At 54.6% G+C, this 12,306-nt stretch carries 13 protein-coding genes; 9 read left to right on the forward strand and 4 right to left on the reverse strand.

Annotation, left to right across the window (positions count from 1 at the left end):
• Nucleotides 1–84 precede the first annotated feature (84 nt).
• The 4 genes from ACPLUI_RS05300 (at nucleotide 85) to ACPLUI_RS05315 (ending at nucleotide 3,497) form a co-directional block, all read left to right on the forward strand.
• On the forward strand, nucleotides 85–843 hold the full coding sequence (locus ACPLUI_RS05300) for an HD-GYP domain-containing protein (protein WP_424659231.1): 759 nt from the start codon (nucleotides 85–87) through the stop codon (nucleotides 841–843).
• Nucleotides 844–932: 89 nt separating this feature from the next.
• On the forward strand, nucleotides 933–2,117 hold the full coding sequence (locus tag ACPLUI_RS05305; RefSeq protein ID WP_424659232.1) for a M24 family metallopeptidase: 1,185 nt from the start codon (nucleotides 933–935) through the stop codon (nucleotides 2,115–2,117).
• A 168-nt stretch (nucleotides 2,118–2,285) separates the two neighbouring features.
• A complete protein-coding gene (locus ACPLUI_RS05310) occupies nucleotides 2,286–2,615 on the forward strand; it encodes a hypothetical protein (RefSeq protein WP_424659233.1) in 330 nt (109 codons plus the stop codon).
• A 12-nt stretch (nucleotides 2,616–2,627) separates the two neighbouring features.
• Nucleotides 2,628–3,497: a methyl-accepting chemotaxis protein gene (locus ACPLUI_RS05315; protein ID WP_424659234.1), complete on the forward strand. Its 870-nt coding sequence runs from the start codon at nucleotides 2,628–2,630 to the stop codon at nucleotides 3,495–3,497.
• Here the strand turns inward: ACPLUI_RS05315 and ACPLUI_RS05320 are convergent.
• The 3 genes from ACPLUI_RS05320 to deoC all read right to left on the reverse strand — a co-directional run bounded on the left by ACPLUI_RS05320 (nucleotide 3,465) and on the right by deoC (nucleotide 7,676).
• Nucleotides 3,465–5,546, reverse strand: coding sequence for a cell division protein FtsA (locus ACPLUI_RS05320; RefSeq protein WP_424659235.1), 2,082 nt, complete (start codon nucleotides 5,544–5,546; stop codon nucleotides 3,465–3,467). The two genes, ACPLUI_RS05315 and ACPLUI_RS05320, sit on opposite strands and share 33 nt — an antisense overlap.
• A gap of 88 nt (nucleotides 5,547–5,634) precedes the next feature.
• Complete coding sequence (locus tag ACPLUI_RS05325) at nucleotides 5,635–6,912, reverse strand: glycosyltransferase (protein ID WP_424659236.1); 1,278 nt, start codon at nucleotides 6,910–6,912, stop codon at nucleotides 5,635–5,637.
• 89 nt (nucleotides 6,913–7,001) lie between these two features.
• Nucleotides 7,002–7,676 (reverse strand): deoxyribose-phosphate aldolase, encoded by a 675-nt coding sequence (deoC, locus tag ACPLUI_RS05330; protein WP_424659237.1) that lies wholly within the window; start codon nucleotides 7,674–7,676, stop codon nucleotides 7,002–7,004.
• Between the two features lie 317 nt (nucleotides 7,677–7,993).
• Between deoC and ACPLUI_RS05335 the strand changes: the two genes are divergently transcribed.
• Both ACPLUI_RS05335 and ACPLUI_RS05340 read left to right on the forward strand, forming a co-directional pair.
• Nucleotides 7,994–8,428 (forward strand): universal stress protein, encoded by a 435-nt coding sequence (locus ACPLUI_RS05335; protein ID WP_424659238.1) that lies wholly within the window; start codon nucleotides 7,994–7,996, stop codon nucleotides 8,426–8,428.
• A gap of 109 nt (nucleotides 8,429–8,537) precedes the next feature.
• A complete protein-coding gene (locus ACPLUI_RS05340; RefSeq protein ID WP_424659239.1) occupies nucleotides 8,538–9,059 on the forward strand; it encodes a nitroreductase family protein in 522 nt (173 codons plus the stop codon).
• A 53-nt stretch (nucleotides 9,060–9,112) separates the two neighbouring features.
• On the opposite strand, the gene ACPLUI_RS05345 is transcribed toward ACPLUI_RS05340, so the two are convergent.
• Nucleotides 9,113–9,781, reverse strand: coding sequence for a Crp/Fnr family transcriptional regulator (locus tag ACPLUI_RS05345; protein WP_424659240.1), 669 nt, complete (start codon nucleotides 9,779–9,781; stop codon nucleotides 9,113–9,115).
• Nucleotides 9,782–10,196: 415 nt separating this feature from the next.
• Here ACPLUI_RS05345 and ACPLUI_RS05350 point away from each other — a divergent pair, with 415 nt between their 5' ends.
• The 3 genes from ACPLUI_RS05350 to ACPLUI_RS05360 form a co-directional block, all read left to right on the forward strand.
• Entirely contained in the window at nucleotides 10,197–11,405 is a 1,209-nt protein-coding gene (locus ACPLUI_RS05350; protein ID WP_424659241.1) for a sulfite exporter TauE/SafE family protein, read from the forward strand.
• An 86-nt stretch (nucleotides 11,406–11,491) separates the two neighbouring features.
• Nucleotides 11,492–12,040: a hypothetical protein gene (locus ACPLUI_RS05355; RefSeq protein ID WP_424659242.1), complete on the forward strand. Its 549-nt coding sequence runs from the start codon at nucleotides 11,492–11,494 to the stop codon at nucleotides 12,038–12,040.
• Between the two features lie 179 nt (nucleotides 12,041–12,219).
• On the forward strand, nucleotides 12,220–12,306 hold an 87-nt coding region (locus ACPLUI_RS05360; RefSeq protein ID WP_424659243.1), incomplete at its 3' end, for a hypothetical protein.

Raw genomic sequence — 12,306 nt, forward strand, 5'->3', positions numbered from 1 at the left:
TAACTTTAACGAATGGGGGGAAATATTTTCCGATCAGGTAGTAGCCGCGGCTATCAGAAAGAGGCTATCACCGGGCAAATTCAAATGCTTTCAGGGAAGGTTTTTGACCCCGATCTGGTGGACATTTTCATGCGCCTTGCAAGGGCGGAGAGCTTCTGGCTGGACATTGCGGCTCCCTGCCTGACCGAAAATTTACTGGGGCTGGTGGGGCAGCAGGTTTTTATTGTCGATCTGGTGGAGTTGATGCCTGTAACGCGGCTTTTTGCCCGCGTGATTGATGCCAAAAGTCCTTTTACTCACTGTCATTCCCGGGGTGTGGCTGCAGTGGCACGTCTCCTGGCCCGGCGCATGGGAATGGGTGAGGAGGAGTGCCTGCTGATGGAAATGGCGGGCTTGCTGCACGACCTGGGGAAGTTAACCGTACCTGAAGATATTTTGGAAAAACCAGGGCGTTTAACCGAAAGGGAATATAACCGGATCAAGCAGCACAGCTATTATACTTACTGGCTGCTCAAGCCCTTCGACGACCATCTGTCCCTGGCCCGGTGGGCTGCTTACCATCACGAAAAACTGAACGGACAGGGCTATCCCTTCCGGCTGGGGGCATCCAGGTTATGTCCCGGAGCGCGGATTATGGCGGTAAGTGATATATTTGTAGCCCTGAAGGAACACCGGCCTTACCGGGCAGGCCTGCCCGGGCATGATATCGAACGCATTATCGTTGGCCAGGTGCGGGAGGGGGCGCTGGACGGCCGGGTGGTCGGGGCTCTATTTGACAGCCGGCGGGAGCTGGAAGAGATCTGGGAAGGTATAACCTGCAACCGGGTGGTCGGAAACCACTAGAGCTGTTCAGATAATTTTTTTATAATTGTCTTTTGTCTGAAAGGTACAGGTATTTCATTAGAACATTTAAGTCGAGGAAGGTGGCTACAATGTCTTACCCTCCCCTGGCAGAACTGTCGGCCAGGCTGGAACGTTTTCAAGAAGTTCTGAGAAACAGCGGTATGGATGGTGCCCTGCTCGTGCAGGGGGCGGACCTGGTTTATTTTTGCGGCACCACCCAGAGCGCCCACCTGTACGTTCCGGCAAGGGGGCCCGCCCTTTTTATGGTCCGCCGGAGTATGCGGCGCATTGACCCCGCCCTTCTGCCGGCTGAAGTAGTGCCCCTGCGCAGGCTGGACGAAATTCCCGGACATCTGGCCGCCCGTGGTCTGGCCATGCCCGGGGTACTGGGCATGGAACTGGATGTGCTGCCTGTCAACCTGTTCCGCCGTTACCAAAAAATTTTCCCCGGACAGATTGTGGACTGTTCCTTACAGATCAGAGAATTGCGGGCTGTAAAATCGGCATATGAGCTTGGCCTGTTGAAGGAATCTGCTGCTGTGATGGACAGTGTCTTCGCCAGGATTCCGGAAATGCTCCGGGCGGGGATGTGCGAGCTTGAGCTTGCCGCCCGGTTGGAGGCAGAGGCCCGCTGTGCCGGTCATATGGGACTGGTCCGCGTGCGGGGATTTAACCAGGAGTTCTTCTGGGGCTGCCTGTTGGCCGGACCCAGCGGCGGGGTACCCAGTTACTTTGACGGGCCCCTGGGCGGGCCCGGGTTCACGCCGGCCTTTCCTTTTGGGGTGGGCAAACACTCGATCGCTCCCGGCGAACCGGTTATGGTGGATTATGTGGGGGTGGTCAACGGCTATCAGGTGGACATGACCCGGGTCTTTGCCCTGCATTACTTGCCTGAAGACCTGCTTGACGCTCATGAGACGGCGTTAAGCATCCAGAACGCTCTGGTGGAAGCTGCCCGGCCGGGAGTGACCGGGGGGGAATTGTACGAGCTGGCCCTGGAGATGGCTACCGCGGCCGGCCTGCAGGAACACTTTATGGGCTGCGGCGACCAGGTACGGTTTATCGGGCACGGCGTCGGCCTGGAATTAAACGAATTGCCCGTGCTCGCCCGGGGAGTGAAAGATAAACTGCAGCCGGGTATGGTGGTGGCCCTTGAGCCGAAGTTTGTTTTTCCGGGCCGGGGTGCCGTAGGCATTGAAAACACCTTTGCGGTCGGGGAACAGGGGCTGGAGAAGCTCACCAATTACCCGGATGACGTGGTGATAGTTCGTTAAATTTAAATCCTTTTTTGTTTCTCTCACGAGAAAAATGTCACTCCTCAAGGAGGATAATTTCCACACATGGCAAATTAGACTGGAATACCTCCGGCTGTTCCTGCCGGAAAAGCATTGTGAAAGTGAAGAAAGCCGGTGTATGTTCAGTGTTAAAAAAGGGGGCCTGCCATGAAAGCCAAAAGTGAATTGTTCTGCCGTCTGGCCGCCGGGGGCAATCTCTTCCGGGTGTTGTTGCTTTCCATGATCGTGATGGGATTGCTTATCGGGCTGGTATTTCCTTTCTTTGTAGAAGCCCTGGGCCTGCCCTCCGGCATGGTCATGCGGCCGTCTTTTTTTGCAGCCTGTATACTGGCGGGGCTGGTTGTTGGTGAGATTAATTACCTGCTGGCCCGTTTTGTGCTGGCCGCACCTTTGAAGGCGCTGGCCGGGATGGCTGAGCGTGTGGCCAGCGGTAACTTGAAAGAGGAAGGCGGCTTTTTTAACAACCGGGAATCTTAAAGGCGGGGTGGCATGGTGAAACAGGATGAAGTTGGCCAGCTGATCAATTCTTTTGAACAAATGCGTAAAAATCTGGCCCAGCTGATCGGCGAACTAGCGGAAGAGGCCAGAGAGGCTTCGAAGGTGGCTGAGCACCTTTCCAGTACCGCGGATCAGATCTCCAGGGGGGCTACGGAAACAGCCAGTGCTGCAGTGCAGATTTCCGCCAGCGTGGAGGAAGTTGCCCAGCGCGCCCAGATGGTAGCCAGAACGGCCGGCCGGGCCGCTTCCCTGGCTGCGGATGGTGGCCGGAAGATGGATGAGGTGAGCCGGCAAATCCGTGCCATGTACGATATAACGCGGCAGGCGGTGGAACGGGTGGAGCGTTTTGCCCGCATGTCCGAACAGATCGGGGAAATACTGGGCATCATCAACAATATTGCCAGCCAGACCAACCTGCTGGCCTTGAACGCGGCCATTGAAGCCGCCCGGGCCGGGGAGCACGGCCGCGGGTTTGCCGTGGTCGCCGATGAAGTGCGCAAGCTGGCAGAGAGGTCCGCTTCCTCGGTAGAAGAAATAGGTGGCCTGGTATCTGCCATCCAGGAAGAGATTGGTGAGGTAACGGCTATGATGGAAGGGTCGTCCCGTGAAGCGGACCGGGGCCTGGCGGTGGTTGAGGAAGCCGGTGCTGCTTTTAAGGAAATTTTGAGTTCGGTCCGGGAGGTGGATTCCCAGGTGGCAGATGTAGCCTCAGCTTCCCGGCAGGTATCGGAAGCCGTACAAAACATTGCTGCCTCTACGGAGGAACAGAGCGCCCTCCTCCAGGAAACCGCCAGCAGCATTGCCACCCTTTCCAGTATGGCCGACAAGTTAAAGGCTATGGCTGCCCGGTTTGAAATTTAAGCGGCCGATTTCAATGGTGTCCCCGTTATGTAATTCGTCGGTAAAAGATGCTTCTCTACCGTTGAGAATCAGGCGGATGGGCGGCGCGAGCTCCCGCAGGTCCAGGTCGATGTAATTGAAGATATCAATGAAGATGTAACTGGAACGTCCCGTCAGGGTCAGAGGAGAGCCATTTACCGTCACAGTGATGCTTTCTTCCCCATGCTTGAGCGCAGGCGGCGTGTTTTGCCCCGGGCAGATACTGGCTGGACTTTCCGGGTCCCAGTTGCCTTTTCCCTCCCCTTCAGGGTGGCAGTCTATCCTGTCCCCGCCGTGCAGGCGACAGGCAGGAGAGGCAACCCTGCCGTTGACCAGCACTCCCCAGGTGCCCAATTGGGCCGGGGACGCGGACAGGTGCTCTGCGAGCCACTCGAAGAGGGGTTTCACGGAACATATTTCCACTTCAGATCCATGGGGTATCTCCCGGTGCGGTTGCGCGACCTGTCCGTTGATTAAACACTGAGCTGCTATTTCTGCCGGTCTGCCGTTAACGTAAACTGTGATAGTGCCCGGGGGTGGCAGGAGGTCTGCTACCGTTACCCGGGCATCTGTACCATTAACAGCCGGATGCACGACGATACGGTCACCGTGGCATACCCTGGTTTGCATATTCGCTTCCCGTTCATTCACCAGAATTCTGGCCGGTTTGGAGAGTCCCCCGTAAATTACCTGGCGCTTGCCGTTGAGTGTAAAGGACAGGTTTTTCCCGTTTTGCCCGATCAGGAGGCGGGGGTTGAAACCGGTTAAAGCCAGCACGTTTCCCACGGTAAATTCCCGGGTATTGAAGAGCCGGTGTTCCACTCCGTTGACCATGATGTGGATGAAATCGTGCCCCAGTTTGCGTAAGGCCACGAGTGCGATACCCGCCACTGTCACTCCTTCCGGGCCGGGAATTTTGTCGTCACCTTCCACAATGAGCACCTGTCCAAGGTTGCGCCGGTCCCGCAGGACCACACGGTTTTTTTCCAGTTCCAGGTGCCGCGCTATCTTTTCCGTCAGGCCGGGAACCTGCCCCCCGCCTCCCACGCAGAATACTGAACGGGGGGGCCGTCCTCCGTTCTGGGCCAGGATCTGGGTGCTGATTTCGCGGGCCAGTTTTTCCAGTGCCGGGTCGATACGGGCCAGCAGTTCCTGGCAGGAGACGGTGTTTTCCATGCCCACGATGTCGGTATAATGTATATCTTCACCCCGGACCAGCTCTCTTTTCATACGCTCGGCGGTATCAAAGTCAACCAGACAGGTCTGGACGATTTCCTCGGTAATTTCGTCTCCAGCTACCGGGACCATACCGCAGGCTATAATGGATCCATCCCTCGTGATGGCAATGTCGGAGGTGCCTGCGCCTATATCCACCAGGGCCAGGTTTAAAAGGCGGTAGTTTTCGGGAATGGCTGCTTCGATGGCGGCAATGGGTTCCAGGGTAAGGCTTAAAGGTTCCAGTTCCACGCGCTGGAGTACGGCGTAAAGGCTGTTGACCACCGAACCGGGCAGAAACGTGGCCAGTACATCGGCTCCTATGGTTTTACCACGGTGACCGATCAGGCTGGAGATGGGGTAACCGTCCAGGTAATAAGAAACAATGCTGTAACCAACGCAAATGAAATCCTGTGTACCGGGCGGCAGTTCAGATGCCAGTTCGCGGTGGGCCTGCTGGATGGCTGCCAGTTCCAGTGCATTCACTTCATACCGGTCGATTTCCCCGCCGCCTGTTTCCTGTTCCATGTGGCACGATCTGGTAATCAGTGAGCGTCCCGCGGCAGCAATGGCTACATAACGCAAGGAGAAGCCCAGTTCCTCCTCCAGTTCATTTTTTACCATCCTTACCGCTTCCGCTACGCCCGGGATGTCATGGATCTGCCCGTCCAGCATGGTTCGCCGGCGGTGCTCTACCAGCCGTTGCGCCGCGATTCTCAGCCGCCCGTCCTCGGGGACGGCCACCAGCCCGATTACCGAGCGGGTTCCGATATCCAGCGCAAAGATGGTATTTTCAGGAGATGCTTTTAAAGCCATGCAACATACCTTCTCTGTCAACATATGCCAGAATCGCGTTTATAGTTATTCTACGTTTCCAGGAAGTGATCCTGCTTCGGGTCTTTCGTTAGCTTGCGCTCCCCGGCCCGGTGGTTACTTCAGCTACTACTGGCATTTCAGCCAGGTCGGGCTTCTGGCCGTACGGGTACCCCTGCTCCGTCTTGAGCAGTTCCAGCCACCGTTTTAGATAAATGGGCAGGGTAAAGTTCTTTTTCACATGTTCTCTAGCGTTCTGACCCAGTTTTTCTCCCAGGGCGGGATCGCGCAAAATCATGACAACCGCCCGGGCCATTTCTTCGGAAGTGGCGGCGGCAAGCCCTGTTTCTCCGTGGATCAACTGCACCGTGATGCCCCCCACGGGGGAAGCCACTACTGGCCGGGATTTCCACATGGCTTCGGTTACGGTTAGCCCGAAGCCCTCCCGTACCGACTTTTGAATCACTACTGCGGCAACCCGCTGCAGCACATTAATTTCCAGGTTGCTGGTGGGAGGGAGTTCCAGGATGAAAATGTCCGGGTCATTGGCCGCCTCCTGGTGTACTTCCTGAAGCACCTGGATGCCTTCGGGGTCATCGGTGGCCCCACCTCCCGCCAGAACCAGGCGGCATGGCACTTCCCGCCTTACAAGGCGAAAGACCTGGATAACTCCCAGCGGATCTTTGAGCCGGTCGAACCGGGAAATCTGCACCACCAGAGGCAGGTCGACAGGTATGCCCAGCCGCTCCATAACCGAAGCGACCTCACCGGGCGAAACTTCCCGGTTCTTTTCTGCCAGGGGGTCGATCGCCGGGGGCATGAAATACTGCCGGTGACCCAGATTGCGGGCGTAAGCCGGGATGTGGTAGATGGCGGCGTCACAACGTCCTGCCCACGGGCTCAAAAAGTTCCATACTGTTTGGTCCACGTCCACCGGGTCAATATGGCAGTACCACAGCCAGCGGCCCGGATGGTCGGGCCGGATTTCAGCCAGGCCCAGGGGCTGCTGGTCGTGGAGAATGACAAAGTCCGCCCGGGGGTCCACCAGGTCGTAGTTCTCCCGGGATATCCAGCGGTAGGTATCCAGCATGCCGGGTGATATTTGTACGGGGACACCGTGAAAGGCGTTATGGAAGGTTTTAGTTACCCGGTAGAATTCTTCGCTCCCTTTTATAACGTCCCAGCGCACCTCAAGGCCAGCTTCCTGCATCATGGGGACCAGGCGTTTTAAAATTTCCGCCACCCCGCCGCCAATAAAAGTGGAATTGATGTGTTGAACCCTGCACCCCTTAAGTTCCCGGGCAAGGTCATGGATCTCTTCAATAAGTTGTTCACCAACAACAGCCTGATAATCCCTGATACCAGACATGGTTCCTCTTCCTCTCCATTGTTTTTTCAAGTCATAGTATATTCACCTGTGAAAAGTTTTTCCGCCAGTATTGCCGGATGGGTGTTTTTTTACCGGGCCTGCAGGCCGGCCAGCAGGGCCGGGCCGGCGCTCGTCCCCAGCCTGGAGGCTCCGGCCCGGATGAGGGCCAGGGCCTGGCCGGTGGTGCGAATACCTCCCGAGGCTTTCACGCCGATTTCCGGGGTCAGGTTTTCCCTCAATAACTGCACATCTTCCACCGTGGCCCCGCCCGGGCCAAAGCCGGTGCTTGTTTTTACAAAATGGGCACCGGCCTGCTGCACCAGACGGCAGGCGGTGATCTTTTCCTCGTGGTTTAAGTAGCCCGTTTCAATAATAACTTTAACCAGCCCGTCGGGCAAAAGCGCGGTCACTGCTTCCACGACTCCGCGGATATCGGCTGCCACGAGGTCATGGTTTCCTTCCTTCAAGGCGCCGATGTTCAAGACCATGTCCACTTCCCTGGCACCGTTTCTGATCGCTTCCGCGGCCTCTTTCCTCTTTACGGATGGCGTGGTTGCCCCCAGGGGGAAACCAATGACCGTACATACCGCTACCGTGGAGCCGGCCAGTATTTTAGCGGCATATTCCACATGCGCGGGATTAACGCATACGGCGGCGAACCCTTCCCTCATTGCTTCGGCACAAAGCTGCTGGATGTCCCGGGTGGTGGCCGTAGGTTTGAGCAGGGTATGGTCAATCATGGCAGCGAGCTGGATTCTGGTCAATTGCAGCCCCCCTTGCGCGTAACTCATTTCCGAACGCATAATTATAGCACGGCTTATTAAAAAACGGACTTTAAAAGAGAACATTTTTTTAATGCAAATTATAGAAAGAGAGGGATCTAATTCTTTTTCGCCAAGGCAGGTATTCTCCTGAGGAAAGTAGAAGATCCCACAGTTAAGATTTTTTTGGTGTCCCCCGTGCTGCTAATATGCGGTACCGCGGAGAGTGAAAATGGTAAGAAAAAGAAAGAAAAAGAAAAAGATGAGAGAGATTTCAGGCCTTGAGCTTTGAGAGATTTTCCAAGGAGGTAGTGGTTTACATGAAGATCCTTCTGGCCGTGGATGGTTCGGAGAATTCACTGCGTGCTGCCAGACAGGCTTTACGGCTGAGTAAACTCAACCCGGAGGTTGCCGTAACAGCTTTATACGTGGGACCTTCCTGTTATAAACTTTTCCCTGAACCCGGAGTCTGTGTCTGGCTTCAGCAGAAAGAGCTGGACCAGGAAATAGAAGCGCGGGCTGAAAAAGTTTTTGCCGCCGTACGCGAGATTTTCCGGGCGGAAGGCCGGACAATGGCTACAGCGGTGGAACGGGGAGATGCGGCTGAAGCCATCTGCAGGCTGGCTGCGGAAGGTCAATTTGACCTGATCATCGTTGGAAGCCGCGGATATGGTGATATTAAATCCCTTTTCCTGGGCAGTGTGAGCCATAAGGTATTGCACCTGGCTCCCTGTCCTGTGATGATTGTCAGGTGATCTGGTGAAAATAAAGGTATTTCCCCCGGTTTTGATGTTGGAAACACACCGGATGGGAATCCCGGGGTACAATATAAAAAGCACTTTTATGCTGGAGGGGAATTAATGGATGTCCACTATTCTCTCCCTGGTCAGGAGCCGGTATTCCGTAAGACACTATAAGCCTGACCCGGTGCCCGCGGCACTGCTGGATCAACTCCTTGAAGCGGCCCGGTGGGCCCCTTCTGCCGGTAACCTGCAACCCTGGTTTTTCTACGTGGTTACGCGGGACGAAAAAAAAGAAGCCCTGGCACAAGCCGCTCTAAATCAACGCTTTATAGCTCGTGCGCCCGTTGTAATTGTGGTTTGTGCCGAACCGGAACGGTCGGCACGGGTTTACGGTGACCGGGGCCGCCGGCTGTATTGTTACCAGGATACTGCTGCTGCGGTACAAAATATCCTTCTAACCGCAAACGCCCTGGGTCTGGGGACCTGCTGGGTGGGTGCTTTTGACGAGGAACGGGTAAGGGAGTGTCTGGGTATCCCGCCGGGACGTATACCTGTGGCCATCATTCCCGTGGGTTACCCGGCTGACGATCCGGCTCGCAGGCCGGGGAGAAGGGAAAAAGAAGAAATTGTGAGCTACATCTAGGCTACAGGCCGGTTCCCGGCCGCCTTTTTTTTGTGGCTATGATGATAGCTTTACTACATAATCCACCGGGCCAGCTTATCCGGGTTGACGATGTTGATAGTTCTCCCTTCATAAGTGATGCTTTTTTCCTGTTTGAACATATTTAAGAGAGAAGTTACCGTCTGCCGTGAGGTTCCCACCATATTGGCCAGTTCTTCGTGTGTAAGCTGTACTCCGAGTTTTATGCCGTTTTGGGTTTCCATTCCACAGCGTTCGCCCATTTTTAGCAGGGTCAGGGCCAGCCGGCCGGGAGCCTGCCAGCAAACCATTTCGTGAATAATCTGCTCCGCTTCCCGCATGCGTACCCCCAGTAACTTGGCGACTTTAATGGCGAGAAAAGGATGCGTAGCCATCAGCTCTTCAAATTTATTTTTACGCAAAACCACCAGACTCACATTGCTGATTGCACCGGCAAAACAGGTGCGTTCCCCTCCCCACAGGGTCTCCGCCAGACCCATCAACTCGCCGGGACTGCGGATGCTCCCTACGGTAACCCGTCGGCCGTCTGCATTCAGGCGGTAAATTTTTACCCACCCGCTCTCCACCAGGTATACCCGGTCGGCTGTATCACCAGCAGCAAAAATGATATGGCCTTTCGGGTAGTGTACCGTGAACCCCGCCTGGCGAATGAGTGCCCGTTCCACTTCACTTAAGGCCACTTTTTCCACATGCGATAGGCTCATGAGTTCATCCCTCCTGGTTAAGAAAGGGTTCTCTACAATTGATTCATGTGTCATAGCATTCTCCGGCTCGTGAGAAGCGTATCTTCGACAAGAGAATTATAACAAACTTATAAAACTGTGTCTATCAAATGTCAGATAGATGACACCCGATTTGTCTTTAAGCTGACCCCGGGACTGTCCAATTGCCGACATCGGCAGGTTATTACACGGATTATATTTAGTTATAGATAGCTATATTGATCAGGACATTTTAGGAACGAAGGAGGTGAATTTCCAGAAGGTGTAGTGCCCAGGGAGGTGGTTAAACACACATTGAATTTCTCAACTTATTATCAGCTCTTCGAGGGTGGACTTTACTTTCACTTTTTGTCTTCCTGTACTTATAAAATCTTTACGTTGATTAGGGGAGGATTAGATGAAGAAGGGAATTATAAATAAAATTGCCCTGGTTACACTGCTTTTGATGCTGGCCGTTCTGGTTTTGGGAGCCAGCGGAGTGGGGGCGCAACAGGATGCAAAGAAAGCTCCGGCACAGGTGGTTGGCAGCGACCTTGGGTTGAAGGGTAAGCTCGGTCAAGCCATAGCTAAAGCTCCGGTGGGCACGGGCAAGGGGCAGATCAACCCCAATGCGCCCAGGGGGGCCTTCGGTATTCCCGGAGCACCCAGGATCAACTACCTGGTGGCTGTCCTGTGGGCGATCTGGGTGGGCTGGATCTTCTCCACGGTAGGAGCCTTTGGAGGTATCATGGCCGGGGTGGGTCATATGACCATTTACGGCCTTGGTGATTTTATCAAACCTTTTAAGAAAACTGCGCCTCAATTCAACAAATTGCTTACCGACAGCATTCGTACCTCCAACCAGTGGCTGGTAGGTATTTCGTCTTTGCTGACCACCGTCAATTACCTCAAGGCCAGGCGTCTGGCCTGGCCCCTCGGTCTTGCTCTGGGGTTGGGTTCCATTGTGGGAGCAGCTGTTGTGCCCGCTTTGACCGGCGGCAAGGTCAGCTTCAGCCAGTACCAGGGCTGGTTCGGGCTCTTTGTCTTTGTGGTGGGCGGCGTTCTTTTGTATGAAACGACCCCCCGGGGGCAGGCCAGCAAGAAGGCGGCCAAAGAAGCAGCCAGAGCCTTTGAGCAGAGCATCAAGGAAAAGAAAGACGAAGTCAACCAGGGGATTACCGTTACCCAATGGGGGTTGACAAATATCAAGTTTTCCTTCTTCGGTGTGGAATTTCAGTTCAACCCCATCTGGGCTTTTGTCGGCGGCGTGGTAATCGCAGCCATTTCGGCCTTTCTCGGAGTGGGCGGCGGCTTTCTGTACGTGCCTTACCTGACCAGTATCGTCGGTCTGCCCATGTTTGTGGTGGCGGGTACTTCGGCCATGGCCGTTCTGGTGAGTATGCTGACCAGTATCACCACCTACATCACCGTGGCCGGTGCCGCCATGGACTGGGGCCTGATTGGTGTGGAGTTAATCGGCGTATTTATCGGTTCCATGATTGGCCCGCGCACCCAGAAATACATCCCGGACATCTGGCTGAAGAGATTGTTTGTGGTGCTGGCCCTTTACGTAGGTCTTGGGTACTTCAGCAAGGGATTCTTCGGGCAAGCCTGGGTGCCGATGTAAGAATTGTACAGGAGATCTGGCAGGTTCCCCGGGTTTTGCCCGGGGAACCTGCCAGCCAATTACCCGGTGACGGAGGCTTTAAAAATATGCGTCTTTGGGAACTGGTGGATCGTTTCTTGATTATTTTTTACCGGATCAGCGGGTACCCGGTCTTTGACTACTTTCTGGGTACATTCCTGCTGGCGCTTCTGGCGGTGGTTACCGGGGAGTTCACCATCTCCGTGGTGTTTCTGGTGAACAAAAACCACCTGGACCGGTTGAACACCCGCCTGGCGGATTTGCAGCAGTTGACCGTGGCAGCTTTAAAGCTGGGGGACAAGCATAGCTATGATGCATGCAATAAAGAGGCCAACGACGCCTTTGGCCGGGTTTTCTTCAACATGTTCGGCCTCTCGGCAGCTTCCCTGTGGCCCGCTTTCTTTGCCCTTACCTGGATGCAGCGCCGTTTTGCCGGTATCGGTTTTCCTATACCGTTTACAGGGCTGGCTGTAAATTACGTATTTACTTTTATCATCTGCTACATTCTGGCCCGTATGTTTTTCGGGCGGGTTAAGAACCGGCTTCCCTATTTCAAGGGCGTGCACCAGTTGCTCATGGCTTACGAAGAAAACTCCGGCCAGGGCCGGGTTATGTAAAAGCCTGTGCTGCTGTTAACGATAAAGGAGAGAGCTGACAGAGCCGGCATGGTTTGATTTTGGTTTCCGGTGCAAAGTAGTGTTTTCAGGGTGGACTGTACTTGAACTTGAATTTGCTTAACATTTTAAGTAAGTGCAAAAAGGCTAAAACATAGAAATGAAACATGGAGGCCTCTCTAATGGAAAGTGTCTACAGTATTTGCTTCATGTGTACGGTGAGATGTCCCATAAAGGTACTGGTTGAAAATGATGATGTCAAGCTGATC

The sequence above is a fragment of the Desulfofundulus sp. genome (assembly GCF_049701015.1).
In the GTDB taxonomy this organism is placed as follows: domain Bacteria; phylum Bacillota; class Desulfotomaculia; order Desulfotomaculales; family Desulfovirgulaceae; genus Desulfofundulus.